The sequence below is a fragment of the Blattabacterium cuenoti genome (assembly GCF_014251595.1).
Lineage (GTDB): Bacteria > Bacteroidota > Bacteroidia > Flavobacteriales > Blattabacteriaceae > Blattabacterium > Blattabacterium cuenoti_Q.
Genome location: NZ_CP059192.1, coordinates 236,466 through 260,026 on the forward strand (window position 1 = coordinate 236,466; position 23,561 = coordinate 260,026).

Below are 23,561 nucleotides of genomic sequence, written 5' to 3' on the forward strand. Positions count from 1 at the left end.
CAGACAGAAAATAAAATATGAAAAAAAATAAAATTTTTGATTTTATTGATGATGAAAAAATCGCGAATCAAATAATTGATTTTAGTCATAAAAATATCACTACTGTTCGTTTTCTTATTCCTTCTATTCATTGTAATTCTTGTATTTTTATTTTAGAAAACTTACCTAAGTCACATCATAATATTTTTGATTCTACTGTAGATTTTTATAGTAAAAAAATTTGGATTACGTTCAATAACATTGAATATAAATTAAGCGACATAGCTCAATTACTTGATTCTATGGGTTTTACTCCTTCTATTGATTTTGAATCGATAAAAAATAAAAAAAATAACCCCAATTTTTTTTATAGAAAATTAATAGGAAAACTGGCTATTTCTTTTTTTTGTTTTGGAAACATTATGCTTTTAGCTATTCCAGAATATGTTGGAGCTAAACAAGAAGACATATGGTTTATGGAAAATCGTGATTTTTTTCGCTATTTAATGGTTATTTTATCTTTACCTATAATAATATTTTCTTTTACCGATCATATAAAATATGCTGTATTAGGATTAAAAAAACATGTTTTAAACATAAATATTCCAATTTCTATTGGTTTACTAGTTCTTTTTATATGGAGTTGTTATGAAGTTTTTTTTGATTTAGGATCGGGCTATTTTGATAGCCTTTCTAGTTTTTCATTATTTTTACTTTTGAGTAAAATATTTCAAATGCATACTCATAACAAAATTTTATCTTTTGATAAAAATTATAAATCTTTTTATCCAGTTTTAATAACCAAAGTTTATAGGAATAATAGAAAAGAAGAAAAAATTTTACTTTCTTCTTTGAAAAAAGGAGATTTTATTTTAATTAGAAATGAGGAAATTATTCCTGCTGATTCTATCCTCATAAAAGGATCAGCTGTACTAGATAATAGTTTTATAACAGGGGAATCCTATCTCATTAATAAAAAAATAGGCGAACAAATTTATGCTGGATCAAAGCAAAAAGGAGAAGCAATTATTATAAAAGTAATCAAAAATGTAGACCATAGCTATTTAAGCTTATTATGGAATAAAAATAAATCTAAACAATATCGTTATCATAAATTATTCGATTTAAATTTAATATCTACTAGATTTAGTCAGTATTTTACCCCAATTATTTTGATGATTTCAATTGTAACTGGAATTTACTGGTCATTTAGCTGTAATATTTCAAAAATTTTTCAAACAGTTTTTTCTGTTTTAATTATTACTTGTCCTTGTGCTTTGGTTCTTTCTTCTCCATTAATTTTTGGAAATATTATACGTTTTTTTTCCAAAAAAGGGTTTTATATAAAAGATATTTTTACAATGGAAAGAATATCTTCAGCCAAAACTTTAATTTTTGATAAAACAGGAACTATAACTGATCCTAATAAAGATAAAATATATTTTATAGGAAGTATGAAAAATGAAGAAAAAAAAATTATAGCTTCTTTGTTAAAAAACTCAAATCATCCTTTAAGTCAAAAAATATTATCAGAGTTATCTATAAAAGATTTTTATTTTATAAAAAATTTTAAAGAAATCATAGGTCAAGGATTAGAAGGGATCGTGAAAAATATACCGGTAAAAATTGGTTCCCCAAAATATTTAGGTATTGAAAATAAAGTCATTGATAAAAATAAAATTAATCAAACAACAGTTTTTATTTCAATAAATCATAGATTCATTGGTTATTTTCTATTTAGAAATTACTACCGTGAGGGTATAGAAAATATGTTCAAAAATTTAAAAGAATATAAAATTATTATTCTTTCTGGAGATCATAATAATTTAGAAAAAAAGTATTTAAAATCGATTTTACCAAAATCAAGTCATGTTTTTTTTAGTCAAAGTCCAGAAGATAAAATGAATTATATTAAGAAATTACAAAAAAAAGGAGAAAGAATTATAATGTTTGGAGATGGTATTAATGATTGTGCAGCATTAAATCAAAGTGAAGTGGGAATTTCTGTATCTGAAAATCCAACCAGTTTTTTTCCAAGTTGTGATGCTTTTATGCAATCTAATCATTTGAATAAAATTTTTTTATTCTTAAAAATATCTAAAGTATCTGCAAAATTGGTATTTATTAATTTTACAATTAGTTTAATTTATAACAGCATAGGAATTTTGTTTGCTGTTACCGGAAATTTAAGACCTTTGATCGCAGCTATTTTAATGCCTTTAAGTTCTTTTTCTGTTATTTTTTTTTCTATTGTATCTACTTGGTTTCTTTCACGAAAATTAATCTTTTAATTATGGATGTATTAATCATTATGATATTATCTAGTATTTCTTTGGGAGCGTTTTTTCTCATTATATTTTTAATAGGTCTTTATTTCGGTCAATTTGATGATTATGAATCTCCTAGTATTAGAATTTTAATTGATGATTTTGACAAAAATTAAATTTTCTGATGAAATTAAAAACATATTATTATAATAACAGGATTGTAAAAGCTTTTTTATATGCTACAATGTTTTGGGCTCTTATTGGATTTTTAGCCGGTTTATTTGTAGCTCTATTATTATTTTGTCCTGAAATTCCTGAATTTATATTTGGGAATAAACTTAAAAATTCTCAGGGGGTTATGGGTTTTGGTAGATGGAGGATGTTACATACGAGTACGGCTATTTTTGCTTTTGTAGGAAATATTATTTTTACAGGTTATTATTATGCATTACAACGTTTATTAAAAACGAGAATTTTTAGTGATATTCTTAGTTGGATTCATTTTTGGGGATGGCAAATATTTATCATTTCTACTTGGATTACTTTTTTATTAGGAATAAATACAAGTAAAGAATATGCTGAACATGAATGGCCCATAGATATAGGAATATTAATCATTTGGATCATTTACGGCATTAATATGATTGGAAGTATTTTAAAAAGAAAAATTAAACATTTATATGTAAGCATTTGGTTTTTATTAGGAACATGGGTCGCTGTAGGGATGTTACATGTATTCAATAATCTTGAACTTCCTATATCTCTTTTATCTTTTAAAAGTTATTCTATATATGCTGGAGTACAAGATGCTTTAATGCAATGGTGGTATGGTCATAATGCTGTAGCATTTATTTTAACTACACCTATATTGGGATTAATGTATTATTTTGTTCCAAAAGCATCTAACCAACCTATTTTTTCCTATAAACTTTCTATTATCCATTTTTGGTCATTAATATTTATATATATTTGGGCAGGGCCTCATCATTTAATGTATACATCTCTTCCTAATTGGGCTCAAATGTTGGGTACTATTTTTTCAATTATGCTAATTGCTCCTTCATGGGGAGGAATGTTGAATGGGTTGCTGACTTTAAGAGGTTCTTGGAATCAAATGAAAACAAATCCTGTTTTAAAATTTTTTGTAGTTGGAATTACTTGTTATGGAATGGCTACTTTTGAAGGCCCTATGTTAGCAACGAAAACTCTAAATTCTATAGGACATTTTACGGATTGGGTTATTGCTCATGTTCATTTAGGGACTTTGGGATGGAATGGTTTTATGGCTTTTGGAATTATGTATTGGTTAACACAAAAAATATGGAATACAAAATTGTATTCTATATCATTGGCTAATATTCATTTTTGGTTAGGTGTTTTAGGTATTATTTTATATATTTTTCCTATGTATTTTGGTTCTATTTTGCAATCTATTATGTGGAAAAAATTCAATCCTGATGGAACCTTAGCTTATAAGAATTTTTTAGATTCTGTTTTATCTATTATTCCATTCTATAAAATAAGATTTATAGGTGGGATTATTTACTTTATAGGTTTTATTTTAATGATTTTTAATATCATTAAAACAATAAAACAAGGTTATTTTTTAGATAATGAAGAATTCAAATGCGATCCATTTTATGGAAATCGTAATGTAAAAGATAAAGGAGAATCATTTCATGGATGGTTAGAAAAAAAACCAATCCAATTTACAATTTTATCTTTTATAGCAGTAGCTATTGGTGGATTTATTGAAATTATACCTACTTTAGTCATTAAGTCTAATGTTCCCACTATTCATAATGTTAAACCTTATAAAGCCTTAGAATTAGAGGGTCGAGATTTATTTGTTAGAGAAGGATGTAATGCTTGTCATAGTGCACAAGTTCGTCCATTTAGAGATGAAGTGCTTCGTTATGGAGAGTATTCTAAAGCTGGAGAATTTGTATACGATCATCCATTTCTTTGGGGATCAAAACGAACTGGACCGGATTTAGCTAGAGAAGGAGGAAAAAATCCTAATTCCTGGCACTTTAATCATATGTATGATCCTCGTTCTACTTCTCCTGGATCAATTATGCCAAAATATCCTTGGTTAATTTATAATAAATTAGATAGATCTAATACAGAAAAAAAAATAAAAGCAATGATAAAATTAGGTGTTCCATATACTTTGGAATATATAAAAAATATCCATCAAGATATGGACTATCAAGCCAATCAAATTGTACATGATATTTATAACGAATCTCCCAGTTTGAAAAAAGAAATAGATCAACAAAAAAAAATAGAAAAAGAAAAATTTATTCCATTGGAAAAAAGAGAAATTATAGCTCTTATTGCTTATTTACAGCGATTAGGTACTGATATAAAATCTTAAAATATAATTGATAATATAAAAGTTTATGACATGATAAGTTTCTTTAAACAATATTTGACAGGAGAAAAAAATATAGGTATTTTTCAATCTATTATGTTAATTTTATTTTTTTTGTCATTTTTTTTTATAATATTTTTTGTTTTTTCAAGATCTAAAAAATATTATCATAAAATCAGCTTAATTCCTTTAGAAATAGAAAAAAAACTAGAAAAAGAAAGGTTATGAGATCTAAAATTCCTTCCTTTATTATAATTCCTTCTATTTTATCTGTTATAATATTTATGCTTTATGTATTTCTTACAAGCTATAATCATATATCTTATTTAATCCATCCTATTATTATATTTTTTTTCATTATAACTACAATATTACTATCTGTTTTAGAATCTATTAATAAATTAATTTTTAAAAAAAAATTACAATTTCTTTCAAAAGAAGAAAGAACTAAAATTATTGAAGAAAATGAAGGAAATTATTTTTATAGACTTTACAGATTTATATTTTATGATTATAAAAAAATCAGTCATGATAAAGTTGAAAAAATAGACCATGGATTTGATGGGATTATAGAATTAAATAATAAATTACCCATGTGGTGGATTCATCTTTTTTATTTTACCATTGTTTTTTCTGCAATTTATTTTTTTTCTTATTTATTATTAGATTTTTCTAATCCCTATAAAGAATATGATATAGCTTATAAAAATCAATTAAAAGAAATTGAAATGTTTGAAAAAATGACTCCACAAATCACTATAGAAAATGCATCTTTTAAAGAAAATTTAATCAATAGGGGAAAAGTTCTATTCGAGGAAAATTGTGCGACTTGTCATCAATCGGATGGAAGCGGAAATATAGGTCCTAATTTAACAGATAATTATTGGATCAATATAAAAGAAAAAGATTTATTTAAAAATATATTTTTTATAATATGGAATGGAAGTGAGAATAACCCAACTATGCGTGCTTTTGGTCAATCAGGAGAAATTAAAGGGAATGATATTGAAAAAATATCTAGTTATGTTTATTTTATTAATCAAAAATCTGTTAAACCTTTAACAGGGAAAGTTCCTCAAGGAATAAAAATAACAACATGGAGTAAAATATAAGCCCATCTTTTTTTAATCAAGTTTACAATTTTTTTTGTAAAAAAAAACTTTTATCATGAAAATGAAATTCAATTGGGATACTGGAATTGTGTTATCTTTAGTTGTTTTTATAATCTTTATTATTTACATTGCTTTCTTTTTTCCACATGTAGGAAGTCAACTTGTATCAGATAGATATTACGAAGAAGAAATGAGATATCAAGAAATTATAAATGAGAAAAAAAATGCGCTAAAACTTCCTGTAAAAATAAAAGTTATTTCTTTACATTATGGTATTGAAATAACATTTCCTCCTGTTAATCATGATATTCATGGGTTTTTTACCTTATTTAGATCTTCTTCCAAAAATTTAGATTTTACAAAATCTTTTAAGATATTAAAGTCTTCCAAAAAAATTTTGTTAATTCCTAAAAAATTTTTAAAAAAAGGATATTATAAACTTATAATTAGATGGAAAACAAACAAAAAATATTTTTTTGAAAAAGATATTTTTTGGAATTAACATAAATAATAAATAATTGTACGATTTCAAAATTTTAATACTTTTAAACATAATGAAATGAGAAAAAACATAAGTAATTTTCGTGAAGAATCTTTAAACTATCATAGTCAATTTCCTTCTGGAAAAATACAAATAACTCCTACGAAAAAATATAGCAGTCAGAGAGATTTATCTCTTGCATACTCTCCAGGAGTTGCTGAACCTTGTAAGGAAATAGCTCGTTCTTCCATAGAAGCCTATAAATATACTTCTAAAGGAAATTTGGTCGCAGTAATCACTAATGGTTCGGCTGTATTAGGATTAGGACATATTGGGGCTTTAGCATCCAAACCTGTTATGGAAGGTAAAGCTCTTTTATTTAAGATATTTTCTGGTATTGATGTTTTTGATATAGAAATTGATGAATCTGATCCAGAAAAATTTATAGAAATAGTGAAAGCCATTGCTCCTACTTTCGGGGGAATTAATTTAGAAGATATAAAAGCTCCAGAAGCTTTCGAAATAGAAAAAAGACTTAAAAAAGAACTTAATATTCCGATCATGCACGATGATCAACATGGAACCGCTATTATTTCTGGAGCAGCATTACTTAATGCTATTACTTATGTAGGTAAAAAAATTAATAAAATTAAAATGATAATAAACGGAGCTGGAGCTGCCGCTATTTCTTGTGCACGAATATACAAAAAACTTGGAGTTAAATCGGAAAATATTCTTATGTTTGATAGTAAGGGTTTATTACATATTTCCAGAAAAGATTTAAATGAAGAAAAAAAAGAATTTTCTGTTAATATTTATCCAGTTAAAAAATTGGAAGAAGCTATTAATAATTCAGATGTTTTCATAGGTTTATCTGTTGGAGGAATTTTAACTCCCAAAATGTTAAAAAGTATGGCAATAAATCCAATTGTATTTGCTATGGCGAATCCTGATCCGGAAATAGATTATAATTTAGCTATTAAAGTCCGTCCAGATATTATTATGGCTACAGGAAGAAGCGATTATCCAAATCAAGTAAATAACGTATTAGGATTTCCTTATATATTTAGAGGAGCATTAGATGTTCATGCTAATGTTATCAATGATGAAATGAAACTCGCAGCAGTTTATTCTATTGCTTCTTTAGCAAAAGAACCTGTTCCGGAACAGGTTAATATTGTTTATAACAAAAAAAATATTTCTTTTGGAAAAGAATATATAATTCCAAAACCTTTTGATAATCGTTTAATAACTCGTGTAGCTCCTGCTGTAGCAAAAGCGGCAATGGATTCTGGAGTTGCAAAAAATCCTATTTTAGATTGGGATATTTATCAAGAAAAATTACTTGATAGGATGGGATATGAAAGCAAAATGCTTAGAATGATTCAAAATAGAGCTCGTACAAATCCTAAAAAAATTGTTTTTTGTAATGGAGAAGAATACGACATTTTAAAATCAGTTCAAATTCTTTATGAAGAAGGCATCATTTCTATTCCCATAGTTTTAGGAAATGAAGATCGTATAAAACGTTTAATTAATCAAAATAATTTAGATATTGAATTAGAAATTATAGATCCAGAGAAAGAAGAAAATATAAAAAAAGTCGAAGAATATGCTCTAATACTTTGGAAAAGAAGAAATAGAAAAGGTTTAACTTTATATGATTCCAAAATTCGTATGCGAACCAATGACCATTTTGGTGCGATGATGGTGGACCAAGGAAAAGCAGATGCTGTTATTACAGGATATTCTAGAAGTTTTTCATTAAGTTTACGTCCTATGTTAGAAGTTATAGGAAAAGCAGATCCTATTCATAAAACAGCAGGAATGATGATTTTATTAACGAAACGTGGTCCTCTATTTTTAGCGGATACCGCTGTTATACCAGATCCAACAAGTGAAGAATTAGCTAGAATAGCTTTAATGGTATCTCAAGTAGTTAAAGAATTTGATATTGAACCACGTATAGCAATGTTATCTTTTCAAAATTTTTCATCTAATTCAAAAACATCTTATAAAGTTTCTCAAACAGTAGCTTTTTTACATAAAAAATATCCAGACTTAATTGTAGATGGAGAAATTCAACCTGATTTTGCTTTAAATGAATTTTTATTATCTAGTAAATTTCCTTTTTCTAAACTTGTAAAAAAAAGAGCAAATATTTTTATTTTTCCAAACTTAGAATCAGGAAATTTAACCTATAAATTTATTAGAGGATTAGGAGACGTTCAAACCATTGGCCCCGTAATACTAGGAATGAGAAAACCTGTACATGTCATGCAAATGCAATCCAGTATAGAAGAAATAGTGAACTTATCTACTTTAGCTGTAATAGATGCACAAATGAGATAAAATTAAAAAAATATGTGTTTTAAAAAACACTTTTTTTCCAAAAAGAATTCGTACTTTCTCTTCAAAGAAAAAGGGAATAGAGCTAGATGTATAAAAAATAGGAAATCGATTCCATATAGGACGAAAACATAATAATTTTTTTTCATCTAATTTTTTTTTTATTTCTTGTACTACTATTTTTTGAATATCAATTAAATGAACTTTTCCATGAAAAAAATTTTTTATTTCTTGTTTTAAAAATAAATAATGAGTACAAGCTAATAATATTGCGTCTATTGATTTTAAATGATTTAAATAATTTTTTATAATAGGATTGATTTTTTTTATTTCCCATCCATTTTCTATAATAGGAGCTAATAAAGGAGTAGGCATTTGAATTATATCTAGATGATGATAGTTATTTTTTATTTTTCTTGTATAAAAATTTGAATATATAGTAGCAGGTGTTGCAATAATTCCTATTCTTTTATAAGAAAGAAAAACTGTATTTCTAACGACAGGATCTATGACATTAAATATTAATATTTTTTTGTGAAATTTTTTGTGAATCAAATCTAAAGCATTAGATGTAATAGAATTACATGCAATAACTAACGCTTTACACTTTTTTTCGTAAAGAAAAGAAGCTATCTTCATTGAATTCTTTATGATAAAATCTTTAGATTTTTCTCCATAAGGCATATTTTTTGTATCGCCGAAATAAATAAAGTCTTCGTAGGGCATTTGAATTTTTATTTCTTTAGCTATAAGAAGTCCGCCAATTCCAGAATCAAATATTCCTATTGGAGATAATGGACTTATTTTCATATTCAAATTGTGTAAGTAATCTTTTTATATAATTTTTACAAAAAAATGAAATATAAAATATATACCAAAATCGTTATAATTCTATGTTATACCAATTTTGACTTGAAAATATTTTGATTTATAAAATTATAACAATCATAAACATGATGAAATTTTAACAAAAAAATTAATTAAAAATAATTTTTTTACTTAATTTTTTCTTCAATCGAGCAGCTTTATTTGCATGTATAATATTTTTCTTAGCCAACTTATCTATCATAGAAATAACAATAGAATATTGTTTTTTATTTTGATCCAAAAAAAATTTTTTTATAGCCGTTTTCGTACTTTTATATAGATATTTATTACGTAATCGTCTAACATAGTTTTGTCTAATTCTTTTTAAAGAAGATAAATGATTTGCCATAAAAATTAATTATAGCCCATAGGGGAATCGAACCCCTCTTTCCAGGATGAAAACCTGACGTCCTAACCAATAGACGAATGGGCCTTTGATTCAATCATTAAGCGTACAAATTAAATTTTTTTTATATTTAATACAAGTATTTTTCTTATATTTGGTTATTTCTATTTATTTTATTATTTTTCATCGGGTTTTGTTTAAAACAAGAAAAAAAGATTTATTATAAATTCTAAAATCCTTTTATTTGTAATTTTTTATTATCATTTTATTTCTATTTCATTATATGGAAATAGATATATAGATATGGAATATAAATATGAAAGAATTTTTTTCAGAAAAAAAAAACAAAATATACATAAGAATAATTCAAAAAATTATTTTCAATTTATTAATCAAAAATTGTTTTTTCAGAAACAAATAGAATGCATTATAAAAAAAGCTATAAATTACATGTATACTCCATATAAATATGGAGGGAATACCAAATATGGAATAGATTGTTCTGCTTTTATTAAAAATATTTTTGCTTCTTATAAAATCTTATTACCACGTATTTCTTACAATCAAGCTAAGAAAGGTTTGTTTATCCCAAAAGAAAAAATAGAAAAAGGAGATTTGTTATTCTTCGCTACAGGAACATCTAAAAAAATTAATCATGTAGGAATGGTAATACATATTAGTAATAATAATATATTTTTTATTCACGCATCTAGATCTAATGGGGTTATTATATCTCAACTATATCAAAAATATTGGAATCATAAATTTATTATGGCAAGAAGAATTCTTTATTCTTCATAAGAATTAACTAAAAAACCTAAAGATTTTAAGTCTTTCCAAAAATTAGGATATGATTTTTCTACAACATTGGGGTTTTCTATTTCTATAAAATTAGAACATAATCCAAATACAGAAAAAGACATTGCCATTCTATGATCTTGATAAGTTTTAATTCTAATCGAAGAATCAATTTTTTTTTTATAAAAGTTTGTTATTTCTAAACAAGAATCCGTGATTTTTGTGATTACTCCAAATTTGATAAGTTCTTTTTTCAATGCTTGTAATCTATCTGTTTCTTTAATTTTCAATGTTTCTAATCCTTTTAAATAACATTTAATGCCAAGAGATGCACAAGTAATAACAATAGTTTGAGCTAAATCGGGAGTTTTATTTAAATCTAATTCAATAAATTTGGGGAATAAAAAATTCAATTTTTTTTTCAATGTTATTATATCTTTATTTAAGATGGTAGATATTCCAAAATATTTTTCATATATATAAGAAACTTTTTGATCTCCTTGTATACTGGTGTCAGTACTATATGAACGTAAATTAATATGACTTTTATTTGCAATAGTAGCCATAGAATAATAATAAGAAGCAGAACTCCAATCTGACTCTATATAAAAATATTTTTTACCCTTATTTTTAACTGGATAAATATGAATAACCCTTTCCTCCCAATTCGCTTTTATTCCGGATATAGTCAATAAATCAAAAGTCATTTTTATATAAGGAATAGATGTTATATTTCCTTGAAGAAATATTTTTAAACCCATTTTAAATTGACTAGCAATTAACATAAGAGAACTGATATATTGACTACTAATTTTTGCATTCATATTTATTTCACCTCCCATAATTTTTTTTCCAAAAATTTGTATTGGAGGATACCCTTTTTTTTCTAAATAATGAATTTCGGCTCCTAACTTTTTTAAAGCTTCTACAAGTATAAGAATCGGTCTTTCTTTCATTCTATTTGATCCTGTCAATATTACTTTTTTTCCTTCTTGTATAGATAAATAAGAAGTTAAAAAACGCATAGTTGTCCCAGCATGATGAATATCTAATATATTAGAAGGGTTCATCAAACTTTTTTTTAATATTTTTGTATCTTCACAGTTAGATAGATTATCAATATGAATATCATCTTTATAAAGAGCTTGCAAAATTAAAAGACGATTAGATATACTTTTAGAACCCGTTATAGATACAGATCCATATAAGGAATTCCTATTTTTGTAAATCTTAATATAAGAAGACATATTTTATTGTAGTTTTTTATTTTCATGATGTCTGTCATGATCTCTAATTTCCTTTTTTTTTAACTTTTTATAAAAGGACTTTTCTAGATCAATTCCAGTTTGATTGGCTAAACAAAGAATAATAAATAATACGTCTGATAATTCTTCTCCAAGATCTTCATTTTTTTTACAGCTTTTTTTTGGTGATTGTTCACCATAATTTCTAGCAATAATTCTAGAAACTTCTCCTACTTCTTCAGACAAAAGAATAGTATTTGTTAATACATCAAAATAACGAATTCCATGATCAAGTATCCAATGATGAACTAATTTTTGTAATTTTTTGATTTCCAAAATTTATTATTTGTTTTTATTTTTTAAAACAAATTGTATATGATTGATAATAGAATCACGATCAATATTATATTTCTTTAAAAGTTCCATGGGTTTTCCACTTTCTCCAAAGGTATCATTAACCGCTACGAAACTTTGAATCCGTTTATTATATTTATGAGTTGTTAATATTCTGGCGATACTCTCTCCTAATCCCCCCCAATAATTGTGTTCTTCTGCGGTCACAATACATTTTGTTTTATCAACAGATTTTAAAATAGCATCATCATCTAACGGTTTAATAGTATGAAGATTAATAACTTCGCATTCTATTCCCTTTGTTTCATATAAAATCCTAGAAGCTTCTAAAGATTCCCAAACCAAATGTCCTGTGCTCACAATAGTAACATCTTTTCCTTCCGTTAATACAACAGCTTTTCCTATTTCAAATATTTGATTTTCATCTGTAAAATTAGCAACAGAAGGACGACCAAAACGTAAATATACTGGGCCTATATGATTCGATATAGCTAAAGTGGCGGCATAAGTCTGATTATAATCACAGGTATTAATGACTGTCATACCGGGTAGCATTTTCATCATTCCTATATCTTCTAAACTTTGGTGTGTAGCTCCATCTTCTCCTAAAGTTAAACCAGAATGAGAAGCACATATTTTGACATTTTTATAAGAATAAACAATCGATTGACGTATTTGATCATAAACACGCGATGTAGCAAAATTTGCAAATGTTCCAGCAAAGGGTATATATTGACCAATACTAAGCCCTGCTGCTATCCCTATCATATTAGCTTCCGCTATTCCTATTTGAAAAAATCTTTCAGGAAATTCTTTAGAAAACTGATCCATAAATAAAGAGGTCGTCAAATCTGCACATAATGCAACCACTTTAGGATTTGTTCTACCCAAAAAGGTTAGAGCTTCACCAAAACCTGCTCTAGTTTCTTTCAGTCCTTTATTTTCATATTGTTTCATAAAAAATAAATATAAAATTCATATCCATGATTATAATGTATAGTCTCCTAAAGTAGTTTCAGGAAGCTGATATAAAGCTTTTTTTAATTCTTCTTTATTAGGAGATTTTCCATGCCAAGCATTATTTCCTACCATAAAATCTACACCATATCCCATTTGAGTATACAAGATGATTAAAATAGGTTTTTTTTTACCAGTTTCATTTTTAGCTTTTTTTAAAATATTAATCACTTTTTCAATATTATTTCCTTCTAATTCTTCTAAAACCATCCAATCAAAAGATTCAAATTTTTTTTTTAAATTGCCCAAAGGCAATACTTCATCTGTGGTTCCATCTATTTGTTGTCCGTTATAATCAACAGTGGCTATATAATTATCTATTTTTCTAGAACCAGCATATAAAACTGCTTCCCAAATTTGTCCTTCATTTAGTTCTCCATCTCCATGTAAACTGTAAATAATACTATTTAGTTCTTTATCCAGTTTTTTTGATAAAGCAGCTCCAATGGACACAGACATTCCTTGTCCTAAGGATCCAGAAGAAATTCGTATTCCAGGAAGTCCTTCATATACAGTTGGATGTCCTTGTAAACGGGAGTTTAATTTTCTAAAAGTGGATAGTTCTTGAATTGAAAAAAAACCAGAACGAGCTAATATACTATAATAAACAGGAGATATATGTCCATTAGATAAGAAAAAAAGATCTTCTCCTTTTCCATTTATAGAAAATTTTTTGGGATTATAACGCATTATTTTTTGATATAAAGCAACAAAATACTCTGTACACCCCAAAGATCCACCAGGATGTCCTGATTCTGCGTTGTTGACCATACGTAAAATATCTCTTCTCACCTGAATACACAAATCTTTCAAATAACGTACATTCATTTTTTTCAATTTTTGTTTGTATATTTTCATTCGAATTCATTCGAAGATTTTACAATTTTACAAAAGTAATAATTAAATTTAATTATGAGTATTTCCAATAAAAAAGCAAAATTTAGATATCATTTTTTAGAATATTATATAGTTGGAATACAACTTTTTGGAACAGAAGTCAAATCAATAAGACAAAATAAGGCTAATATAATGGAAAGTTTTTGTCAAATGAAAAATGGGGAATTATATTCTATCAATATGTTCATAGATAAATATAATTTTGGGACAAATTATAATCATTCAATTAAAAGAGAAAGAAAATTATTATTAAAAAAACAAGAATTAATAAGAATAAATAAAAAATTAAATCAACCAGGGGTAACTATGATTCCCATAGAATTATTTATAAACAAAAAAGGATATATAAAAATGAAAATAGTTTTAGCCAAAGGAAAAAAAATATATGATAAACGTGAATCTTTGCGAAAAAAAGATTTTTTGAGAGAAACTAAACAATCTTTAAAATTAAAAAATCGTATTTAATTTATTTTTAAATTTTAAAATCAAATATTTATATTTGTTTAGATTTAAAGAAATTATAGTTTTATGAAAAACGTCAATTTTTTTATTGTTGCTTTATTCGCTTTTTTATCATTTGTGTTTTCTCAAGAATCGAAAGAAAAATGGTTTATTCGAATAGGAGCACATGATATTAATTATTATCCTATGACGTCTCCTTTTAAAGGGTTTCTTCTTAAAGAAAATAATAGTTTTAATCCCATTATTTCCAGTATAGAATTGGAACATAATATAAAGAAACACATAGGTTTGTATTTAGATGCTTCACTAGGAATGGTAAACAATCCCAGATGGAAAATAGAAAAAGAAAATAATTTTTTTGTGAAGTTAAGTAATGGAGTAAATTTGTATCTTTTACCTCATTACAGATTTGATCCTTATTTACGATTAGGAGGTGGTTATCATAAATTTAACAATTATCTCAACAGAGAATTGAGATTATCAGAAACAAAATATTTTAGAACAAATAAAAAGAACTTTTTTCTACTAGATGGAGGTTTAGGTTTAAATTTATGGTTGGTTTCTAACTTTGGAATCAATTTACAAAGTACTTATAATCATGTATTTGCAAAACAATCAAGAGATTATTTAAATTTTTGGAAACATAATGTGGGATTGATTTTTCGTTTTGGAAATTTAAAATTGGATAAAATTAATCATGAACATAAAATTGTAGTAGAAACTGATCAAGATAATTCTTCTTCTATTCCTTCTATTTCTGTTCCGAAAAAAGAAGGGATCGAAGTAGAACTAGAAGAAAAAGAAAATAAAATTTGTTGTCAAGAAGACTCAGACCATGATGGAATTGTAGATCAGGAAGATTTATGTCCAAATCAATTTGGGTTAAAGAAATTCAAGGGTTGTCCTGATTCAGATTCAGATAATATTCCGGATTTTGAAGATAAATGTCCTAACAAATTTGGAAAAAAAGAAAATCAAGGATGTCCTGATATAATTTTTAATCCTATTTGGTTTGAGAGAGGTAAATTTTCACTATCTCATCGTTCTTTAAGAATTATCAATGAAATCGCTGACATCATGATAAATCGTATTCCAAATTCTAAATTCTACATAAATGGATATACAGATGCTAATGGAAAATACTCCTATAATAAAGTATTATCTGTAAAAAGAGCTCATTCTGTATTTGAAGCTTTAGTTTCTAAAGGAGTTTCTTCTTCTAGGATAGAAGTTAGAGGATTAGGAATAGAAAAGAAAAAAGGACGACGTGTTGAAATCATAATACGAAAATATTAAGAAAGAAAAAAAAGTCTCTTGAAAAAAATCAAGAGGCTTTTTTTTTTGTATAAAAAGAGATATATATACTCACTTGATAAAGTATTAAAAGAGGAATCAAAACTATAATTGTACTTAAAATATCTCCAGGGGTTATAGCAGAAGCTATAATCAACATAATCAAAAAAGCATGTTTTCTGTATTTTTTTAAAAACGAATAAGAAATTAATTCCATTTTGGTAAAAAAAAATATAAAAAATGGAAATAAAAAAATAATTCCCATAGAAAATACTGAATGTACAATTAAAGAAATATAATCCGATAAATCAAATATGTTTTTTGGAATATTACTTATTTTAAAAGAATATCCGAAATGAATTAAAAATGGACACAATATAAAATATCCAAAAAAAATCCCTAATAAAAACAAAAAAGTAACCATAATCAATATCCACATTGAATATTTTTTCTCTTCATCTGAAAGAGCCGGTTTTATAAATGTCCAAAATTCATAAAATACATAAGGAAAAGACACAATAATTCCACCTATAAAGCAAGTCCATATATAAATATTGAATTGACCAAATATTTGTCTATTCTGTATTTCTATATTTTTATATAAAAAAGAAAAAGAATTTAAATGAATGCCTAAAAATGAATTTGATAATTTTTGAAATATACGGTAAGTAATAAAATCTGTTTTTGCGGGACCAAAAATAATATGATCAAATATAATATTTCTATTATTCATTAAAATAATTGTTATAATGATTATTGCACAAATACAATGAATAATATGTTTTCTTAATTCCTCAATATGTTTCCAAAACGGCATTTTATTTTCATTCATCCCAACTAAATTTTTATAAAAAAAATATTTATTTATTATTAATAAAATTTGTAATTTCTGTATTAAATTTCACATAAATGAAATGTGGCATTATAGGACTACCAAATACAGGAAAATCTACATTTTTTAATCTTATTTCCAATTCTAAAGTTTTATCAGAAAACTTTCCTTTTTCTACTATAGAGCCTAATTATGGAATTACAAAAGTTCCAGATGAAAGACTGTACGAACTAAAAAAAATTATTCATCCCAAAAAAATAATTCCGTCCGAAATAAAAATAGTAGATATAGCTGGATTAATTAAAGGATCACATAAAGGAGAAGGTTTAGGAAATCAATTTTTATCTCATATTAGAGAAACAAATGTGATCATACACATGATACGCTTTTTTCACAATATCAGTGTTCTCCATGTAGAAGGATCTGTAAATCCAATTAGAGATAAAGAAATTATTGATATGGAATTACAGCTTAAAGATTTAGAAACGATAGAAAAAAGATTAGAAAAAATCATTAAAAAAAATTCAATTAATAAATCTAAACATATACTGGAAAAAATTTTTTCTTTTCTAAAAGAAGGAAAAAATATCAGAATGTATCCATTTCAAGATATGGAAAAGAAATACATAAAAAATTTACAATTACTAACGATTAAACCTGTTATTTACATATGTAATATAGATAATGAGTTAAATTATCAAACTAATTTACATATAGAAAATCTGAAAAAAATAATAAAAATGGAAAATTCTACTTTAGTAATTTTTTCATTGAAAAATTATTCTACAGGGATTAATGAAGTTCTAAAAGAAACTTACAAGTTATTAAACTTACAAAGTTTTTTTACAGTAGGAAAAAAAGAAATTCGATCTTGGTCAATTCCTAATCCATGTACAGCTTATGAGGCTTCTTCTGTTATTCATTCCGATTTTAAAAAAGGATTTATTCGGGCACAAATTATTCATTATGAAGATTTTATAAAATACGGATCTGAAGAAAATGTAAAAAAAGCAGGAAAAATATTATTGGCAGGAAAAAATTATGTAATTCAAGATGGAGATATTATTTATTTTCGATTTAATCAGTAATTCAATCAATAAAAATTGATTGATGATTATTAATGAATTGTAAAGTTTCAAAAATAAGCAATACAGTTTGTTCTACATCTTTTTTATGAACCATTTCTACTGTAGTATGCATATATTTAAGAGGAATAGAAATTAAAGCAGATAACACCCCTTTATTAGAATAAGCGAAAGCATCTGTATCTGTTCCCGTATATCTAGATGAGACTAAACGTTGAAAATGTATTTGTTTATTATGAGCAGTATTAATAATCAATTCTCTAACATTTTTATGTATTGAAGGAGCATATCCAATAACAGGACCTAATCCACATTTAATATCCCCTTGTATTTTTTTATCAATCATAGGAGTAGAAGTATCATGTGTCACATCTGTAACAATGGCTATATTGGGTTGTATAGTTTTAGATATCATTTTAGCTCCTTTTAATCCCACTTCTTCTTGAACAGAATTTACTATATATAATCCAAATTTTAAATCAATTTGATTTTTTATTAGCATTTTTGCTACTTCTGCTATAATAAAACCTCCTATTTTATTATCTAATGCTTTAGATACAAAATAATTATGATTCATAACAAAAAAATTATTAGGATAAGTAATTATAGAACCGATATGAACGCCCATGTTCATCGCTTCAACTTTACTGGAAACACCAATATCTACAAATAAATTATCTACACTAGGAGATTTTTCTTCTAAAGGTTTTCTTGTATGAATAGCAGGCCAACCAAATACTCCATGAACAAATCCTTTTTCTGTATGAATAAGAACTCTTTTAGATGGAGCAATTTGATGATCAGATCCTCCATTACGAGAAACATATATTATTCCTTCTTCTGTGATATAATTGACGTACCATGATATTTCATCAACATGCGCTTCAATAATTAATTTGTATGGAGAATTAGGATTAATGATCCCCACAGCTGTTCCATATAAATCGGTTTTTATTTTTTCTACATAAGAACTAATATAGTTTATCCATATTTTTTGTCCTTTATTTTCATCTCCTGTTGGAGAAAATTCATTCAAATATTTTTCAAGAAATTTAATAGAATTACTATTAATTGAATATGAATAATGATTCATTATTTATTTTTATTTATGTCGTCAATAATATCGTCCATCATGATGGATCCTTTAAATATAAATTTAACATTTCCGGTTAAGGAAACATTTTTATATTCATTTTTTGTTTTTATGAATGAAACCCATAATTTTCCTCCAAAAGTATGAACTAAAATTACTCCAATATTATTTTTTATTTTTATTTTATTTGTTTCACATGCAGCAATAACAGAAGCTACAACTCCTGTCCCACAGGACAAAGTTTCATTTTCTACTCCTCTTTCATAAGTACGAACTTGTAACATATTATGTTCAAGTATTTCTACAAAATTAACATTAACTCCTTTTTCTAAATAAGGATTTTTAAATCTAATTTTTTTTCCTTCTTGGTATACATTTTTTTCTTTTATTTTTTCTACAAATAAAACATGATGTGGAGATCCTGTATTTAAAAACACATATTTCGGATAAACATATATTTTATTTTTATCTACATCAAGCAAATTTATAGAAATTAAATCTTTATCTCTTATAAATCCATCATGATATCCATCTATAGCTCTAAAATAAATTTTATTATTTTTTATAATTCCTAATTTTTTAGCAAAAGAAACAGCACATCTTCCTCCATTTCCACACATAGTACTTTCTTTTCCATCAGAGTTACAATATTTCATATAAAAATCACTTTCATATTTATCATCATTTTGAATCAAAATAATTCCATCTGCTCCAACTCCAAAATGTCTATCACACAATCTTTTGAATAAAAAAGGATTTTCTATTTTTTTTTGTCTTGAATCTATAAGTATAAAATCATTTCCCGTTCCTTGATATTTATCAAAATTTAATTCCATGATAACGAAGTTAATATTATTTTTTCAACTGGAAAATTATTAATTTCCATATATTTGTTTTTGTGAATATTAATACAAAATTTTATATGAAGAAAATAGTTTTTTATATTGTACTAAGCAGTGTTATGAGTTCAATAGTAACTATTGCTGCATATAAACAATACGCTAAAGAAGAATCTTTTTTGTTTCCATATACATCATCTTCAACAAAAACAAAGTTAACTTCATCTGATTCCTCATCATTAGTGAGTTCTGCAGGACTTCCTGATTTTACTAGAGTTGTATCAAAAACTATACATGCAGTAGTCAATGTAAAAAATTATTCAAAAAAATATAACAATCAGTTTGACCCATTTGATTTCTTTTTTGGTTTTCCCGATGATTTTGGAAATCATAGAGGGAAGAAACCTCAAAGAAATGATATTCCAGGACTTCATGGATCTGGTGTTATCATATCGCCTGATGGTTATATTGTTACTAATAACCATGTTATTAAAGATGCAGAAAAAATAGAAATCACGCTTAATGATCAAAGAACTTACAAAGCTAAATTAATAGGAACAGATAATAGTACCGATATAGCTTTATTAAAAATAAATGAAAAAAATTTACCTTTCATTTATTTTTCGGATTCTAATAAAGTACAAGTAGGAGAGTGGGTTCTAGCGATAGGAAATCCTTTTGATTTAAATTCTACAGTAACAGCCGGTATTATAAGTGCGAAAAATAGAAGTTTAGGAATATTAAGAGGAGAAACACAATCTTCTATAGAATCTTTTTTTCAAACAGATGCGGCTGTTAATCCTGGAAACAGTGGTGGAGCTTTAATCAATACAAATGGAGAATTAATTGGAATTAATACCGCGATTTCTTCAGCTTCAGGAAATTTTATAGGATATAGTTTTGCGGCACCTTCTAATTTGGTATCAAAAGTCATACAAGACATCAAAAAATACGGAACCGTACAACGTGCATATTTAGGAGTAAGAGGAATGGATCTTTCGAAAACAGAATATTTAAAAGCTTATAATAAAGAAACACATCAAAATATAAAATCACAACAGGGTTTTTTAATAGGAGAAATTTTTGAAAAAAGTGGAGCGTCAGATGCCGGACTTAAAAAAGGAGATATTATAAAAAGCATAGATGGAAAATCTATACAAAATATTGCAGATTTATCATTTATCGTGGGGACAAAACATCCAGGAGATAAAGTAAAAGTAAATATTATACGGAACAGACAGAAAAAGACTTTTCACGTTATTTTAAAAGATTTGCAAGGAAGGACAAAAATAAGAACCAAAGAAGAAATTACTCCATCTGAATTATTAGGGGCAATATTTGATCCCCTTAGTCAAGAGGATAAAAAAGATTTCGGAGTTGATTATGGTATTAGAATTAGAGAGATAAGAACAGGTCGTTTAAGTGCTATAGGGTTAGAAGAAGGTGACATTATTTTATCTATTAATGGGGAAAAAATGAAAAAACCTAATGATGTTGATAGAGTTCTCAAAAAATATTACGGAGATGTAACCATAAAATCTATTAAACAAAATGGACAAGTATATATAGCAGGATTTGAAATGAATGATTAGTTGATACTTCTATTCCAATAAAAAAATAATGTAATTATTCCATAAACTATATTTGGAATCCAAACTGCCAAATAAGAAGGAATATAATCCTTGTTGGAATATATTTTTGTAATTTCTATAAAAAAAATGTAAAAAAAAGCTAACGCCATACCTATAATCATGTTATAAGCTATTTCTCCTTTTTTTCTTTTTGTTGATATAGATAATCCCAAAATAGTGAATATTAAAGTAGAAAAAGGCAAACTTGTTCTTTGATAATATTCGTTTAAATGCATATTCATATTTATTTTATTTTTTTCCGTATCAATAAATTTTTTTAATTCATGAATATTCATAGTTTCTGCTATATATTCTTCTGGTAAAAATTGTTTAGGGGTTATAGAAAATTTTATAATTTTATAATCTCCTGTAATAAAAAAATCGTGATTTTTATAAATTTTAGTTTCTTTGTAATCAAAGAGAATATATATTTTCTGTTTTTTAGACCAAAAAATATTTCTAGATTTTAGTAGGTATATCAATTTTTTTCCATTAAATTTTTGATATACACATTCCTGTCCTATATTTTCTTTTTTTGAAAAATTTCTAATAAAAAAATATTCATTTTTAGAAATTTGAGCACTAATCGGTTGATTTTTTTCATATTTATTTTTATATTTTGGACTTAATAAATATTGATAATGAAATTGATTTTTTTTTTTGTTAGCTACAGGTAAAAAATAATAATTTATTGTTAAAGAAACAGATCCGATCATAATAGATGATATCAAATAAGGAATTGTTAATCTGATAAAACTAATTCCACTTGATAGAATTGCCATAATTTCTGAATTATGGTTTAATTTAGATGTAAAAAAAATCACAGATAAAAAAACGGAAATAGGAGAAAAAGTATTCATTAACCATACAGACCAAAAAGGATAATAAAAAATTAAAGCTTCTTTAATTGATCCTTGATTATTCTCTAAACGATGCATACGTTGAGATATGTCTATAATTACAGATAATAATTGAAGTGAAACCGTAATAAATATAAAAGTCACGATGAAATTTCGAATTATATAACGATCAATAATCTTCATATTATAAACGTTCTTGTAACAAAGGAATAATTGATTTTTTCCAAGAAAAAAACTTATTGTGCATAATGTTAATTTTTGCTGTTTGAATAAGATGAAAATAAAAAGAAAGATTATGAATAGAAGCTATTTCTTTTCCTAGATTTTCTCTAGATAAAAAAAGATGTCTTACATAAGATTTACTATAAAATTTATCTACATAAGAATTTCCAAATTCATCTAAACAAGAATAATCTTTTTCCCATTTTTTGTTTTTGATATTCATGATTCCTTTCCACGTAAATAATGTCCCATGACGTCCATTTCTTGTAGGGATGACGCAATCAAACATATCTATCCCAAGGGCTATTCCTTCCAAAATATCTATAGGATTTCCTATTCCCATTAAATATCGAGGTTTTTTTTTAGGTAAAATATCCGTTAATAAATCAATAATACTATATGTTTGTTCTTTTTGTTCTCCTAAACTTAACCCTCCTATAGCATACCCTTCTGCTTCTAACAAAGAGACTTCTTCTGCAGAAGATTTTCTTAGATCGTTATAAATACTTCCTTGTACAATAGGAAAAAAACTCTGTTTATAATTATATATTTCTGAATGATTTTGTAAATAAGAATAACATTTTTTTAGCCAACGATGTGTTTTTTTGACCGATTTTTTAGCTTCTATATAACTACATGGAAAAGGAGGGCAATCATCGAAAGCCATAATAATATCTCCACCAATAAAACGTTGAATTTTCATGGATTTTTCAGGAGAAAAAAAATGAAGAGATCCATTTATAATAGACTTAAATATAACTCCATCTTCAATAATTTTGTTTAATTTTTTCATAGAAAAAATTTGAAAACCTCCACTATCTGTTAAGATAGATCCATTCCAATTTAGAAAAGAATGAATTCCTCCAGCTTGATGTAATATTTCAATACCGGGTTGAAAATATAGGTGATATGTATTTCCAAGTATTATTTTATATATTTTTTCAAGTTCATGTATAGGTACAGATTTTACAAAACCTTTTGAAGCGACTGGCATGAAAATAGGAGTTTCTATTTTACCATGATCTGTTTCTAAAATTCCTATTCTTGCTTTTGAATAGATATCAGATTTTATTAAATTAAATTTCATTTAATGAATAATTAAAACGAAATATATCAATATTTAATTATAAAATATAAAAATATAATTTCGTACTAC

General features: G+C 25.7%; 23 protein-coding genes and 1 tRNA gene. 12 read left to right on the forward strand and 12 right to left on the reverse strand.

The window, feature by feature from the left end; translation table 11 throughout:
• Positions 1 to 17: 17 nt before the first annotated feature.
• From H0H66_RS01115 to H0H66_RS01145, 7 genes are all read left to right on the forward strand, one after another.
• Positions 18 to 2,270: a heavy metal translocating P-type ATPase gene (locus H0H66_RS01115; protein WP_185858150.1), complete on the forward strand. Its 2,253-nt coding sequence runs from the start codon at positions 18 to 20 to the stop codon at positions 2,268 to 2,270.
• Positions 2,271 to 2,272: 2 nt separating this feature from the next.
• Positions 2,273 to 2,422, forward strand: a complete 150-nt coding sequence (gene ccoS, locus H0H66_RS01120) for a cbb3-type cytochrome oxidase assembly protein CcoS (RefSeq protein ID WP_185858151.1) — start codon at positions 2,273 to 2,275, stop codon at positions 2,420 to 2,422.
• Positions 2,423 to 2,430: 8 nt separating this feature from the next.
• Complete coding sequence (gene ccoN / locus H0H66_RS01125; RefSeq protein ID WP_185858152.1) at positions 2,431 to 4,626, forward strand: cytochrome-c oxidase, cbb3-type subunit I; 2,196 nt, start codon at positions 2,431 to 2,433, stop codon at positions 4,624 to 4,626.
• 30 nt (positions 4,627 to 4,656) lie between these two features.
• Entirely contained in the window at positions 4,657 to 4,851 is a 195-nt protein-coding gene (locus H0H66_RS01130; protein ID WP_185858153.1) for a cytochrome oxidase, read from the forward strand.
• The gene (locus tag H0H66_RS01135) at positions 4,848 to 5,735 is read left to right on the forward strand and encodes a cbb3-type cytochrome c oxidase N-terminal domain-containing protein (protein ID WP_185858154.1); all 888 of its coding nucleotides are present in this window, start codon (positions 4,848 to 4,850) and stop codon (positions 5,733 to 5,735) included. The genes H0H66_RS01130 and H0H66_RS01135 overlap by 4 nt, the downstream gene beginning before the upstream one ends.
• Before the next feature lie 61 nt (positions 5,736 to 5,796).
• Positions 5,797 to 6,237 carry a FixH family protein gene (locus tag H0H66_RS01140; protein ID WP_238785064.1) on the forward strand — a complete coding sequence of 147 codons (441 nt, stop codon included), beginning with the start codon at positions 5,797 to 5,799 and terminating at the stop codon, positions 6,235 to 6,237.
• Positions 6,238 to 6,294: 57 nt separating this feature from the next.
• Entirely contained in the window at positions 6,295 to 8,568 is a 2,274-nt protein-coding gene (locus tag H0H66_RS01145) for an NADP-dependent malic enzyme (RefSeq protein WP_185858156.1), read from the forward strand.
• Here the strand turns inward: H0H66_RS01145 and murI are convergent.
• From murI to H0H66_RS01160, 3 genes are all read right to left on the reverse strand, one after another.
• Complete coding sequence (gene murI, locus H0H66_RS01150; protein ID WP_185858157.1) at positions 8,539 to 9,375, reverse strand: glutamate racemase; 837 nt, start codon at positions 9,373 to 9,375, stop codon at positions 8,539 to 8,541. The two genes, H0H66_RS01145 and murI, sit on opposite strands and share 30 nt — an antisense overlap.
• Positions 9,376 to 9,541: 166 nt before the next feature.
• Positions 9,542 to 9,781, reverse strand: coding sequence for a 30S ribosomal protein S20 (gene rpsT / locus H0H66_RS01155; protein ID WP_185858158.1), 240 nt, complete (start codon positions 9,779 to 9,781; stop codon positions 9,542 to 9,544).
• Between the two features lie 12 nt (positions 9,782 to 9,793).
• A tRNA-Glu gene (locus H0H66_RS01160) sits at positions 9,794 to 9,865 on the reverse strand.
• Positions 9,866 to 10,081: 216 nt separating this feature from the next.
• Between H0H66_RS01160 and H0H66_RS01165 the strand changes: the two genes are divergently transcribed.
• Positions 10,082 to 10,579, forward strand: coding sequence for a C40 family peptidase (locus H0H66_RS01165; RefSeq protein WP_185858159.1), 498 nt, complete (start codon positions 10,082 to 10,084; stop codon positions 10,577 to 10,579).
• Here H0H66_RS01165 and H0H66_RS01170 read toward each other — a convergent pair.
• Genes H0H66_RS01170 through H0H66_RS01185 form a run of 4 tightly spaced genes read right to left on the reverse strand, consistent with a single transcriptional unit; the run spans position 10,567 to position 14,019 of the window.
• Complete coding sequence (locus H0H66_RS01170) at positions 10,567 to 11,823, reverse strand: 3-phosphoshikimate 1-carboxyvinyltransferase (protein WP_185858160.1); 1,257 nt, start codon at positions 11,821 to 11,823, stop codon at positions 10,567 to 10,569. The two genes, H0H66_RS01165 and H0H66_RS01170, sit on opposite strands and share 13 nt — an antisense overlap.
• Before the next feature lie 3 nt (positions 11,824 to 11,826).
• Positions 11,827 to 12,156, reverse strand: coding sequence for a nucleotide pyrophosphohydrolase (locus tag H0H66_RS01175; protein ID WP_185858161.1), 330 nt, complete (start codon positions 12,154 to 12,156; stop codon positions 11,827 to 11,829).
• 6 nt (positions 12,157 to 12,162) lie between these two features.
• Positions 12,163 to 13,131: a transketolase family protein gene (locus H0H66_RS01180; protein ID WP_185858162.1), complete on the reverse strand. Its 969-nt coding sequence runs from the start codon at positions 13,129 to 13,131 to the stop codon at positions 12,163 to 12,165.
• 30 nt (positions 13,132 to 13,161) lie between these two features.
• A complete protein-coding gene (locus tag H0H66_RS01185) occupies positions 13,162 to 14,019 on the reverse strand; it encodes a transketolase (RefSeq protein ID WP_238785068.1) in 858 nt (285 codons plus the stop codon).
• Between the two features lie 84 nt (positions 14,020 to 14,103).
• Here H0H66_RS01185 and smpB point away from each other — a divergent pair, with 84 nt between their 5' ends.
• Positions 14,104 to 14,553: an SsrA-binding protein SmpB gene (gene smpB, locus H0H66_RS01190; protein WP_185858164.1), complete on the forward strand. Its 450-nt coding sequence runs from the start codon at positions 14,104 to 14,106 to the stop codon at positions 14,551 to 14,553.
• A 63-nt stretch (positions 14,554 to 14,616) separates the two neighbouring features.
• Positions 14,617 to 15,846: an OmpA family protein gene (locus tag H0H66_RS01195; RefSeq protein WP_185858165.1), complete on the forward strand. Its 1,230-nt coding sequence runs from the start codon at positions 14,617 to 14,619 to the stop codon at positions 15,844 to 15,846.
• Positions 15,847 to 15,874: 28 nt separating this feature from the next.
• Here the strand turns inward: H0H66_RS01195 and tatC are convergent, their stop codons facing one another.
• The gene (tatC, locus tag H0H66_RS01200; RefSeq protein ID WP_185858166.1) at positions 15,875 to 16,675 is read right to left on the reverse strand and encodes a twin-arginine translocase subunit TatC; all 801 of its coding nucleotides are present in this window, start codon (positions 16,673 to 16,675) and stop codon (positions 15,875 to 15,877) included.
• Positions 16,676 to 16,752: 77 nt separating this feature from the next.
• Here tatC and H0H66_RS01205 point away from each other — a divergent pair, with 77 nt between their 5' ends.
• Positions 16,753 to 17,763, forward strand: a complete 1,011-nt coding sequence (locus H0H66_RS01205) for a redox-regulated ATPase YchF (RefSeq protein ID WP_185858167.1) — start codon at positions 16,753 to 16,755, stop codon at positions 17,761 to 17,763.
• A gap of 1 nt (position 17,764) precedes the next feature.
• On the opposite strand, the gene H0H66_RS01210 is transcribed toward H0H66_RS01205, so the two are convergent.
• Together H0H66_RS01210 and dapF are read right to left on the reverse strand one after the other, a co-directional pair.
• Positions 17,765 to 18,853 (reverse strand): zinc-binding metallopeptidase family protein, encoded by a 1,089-nt coding sequence (locus H0H66_RS01210; protein ID WP_185858168.1) that lies wholly within the window; start codon positions 18,851 to 18,853, stop codon positions 17,765 to 17,767.
• Positions 18,853 to 19,689 carry a diaminopimelate epimerase gene (gene dapF, locus H0H66_RS01215; RefSeq protein ID WP_185858169.1) on the reverse strand — a complete coding sequence of 279 codons (837 nt, stop codon included), beginning with the start codon at positions 19,687 to 19,689 and terminating at the stop codon, positions 18,853 to 18,855. The genes H0H66_RS01210 and dapF overlap by 1 nt, the downstream gene beginning before the upstream one ends.
• 86 nt (positions 19,690 to 19,775) lie before the next feature.
• Here dapF and H0H66_RS01220 point away from each other — a divergent pair, with 86 nt between their 5' ends.
• Positions 19,776 to 21,284: a Do family serine endopeptidase gene (locus tag H0H66_RS01220; protein ID WP_185858170.1), complete on the forward strand. Its 1,509-nt coding sequence runs from the start codon at positions 19,776 to 19,778 to the stop codon at positions 21,282 to 21,284.
• Here H0H66_RS01220 and H0H66_RS01225 read toward each other — a convergent pair.
• Entirely contained in the window at positions 21,281 to 22,366 is a 1,086-nt protein-coding gene (locus H0H66_RS01225) for an LptF/LptG family permease (protein WP_185858171.1), read from the reverse strand. The genes H0H66_RS01220 and H0H66_RS01225 overlap by 4 nt on opposite strands.
• Position 22,367: 1 nt before the next feature.
• Complete coding sequence (gene tgt, locus H0H66_RS01230; RefSeq protein ID WP_185858172.1) at positions 22,368 to 23,492, reverse strand: tRNA guanosine(34) transglycosylase Tgt; 1,125 nt, start codon at positions 23,490 to 23,492, stop codon at positions 22,368 to 22,370.
• Between the last annotated feature and the right edge of the window lie 69 nt (positions 23,493 to 23,561).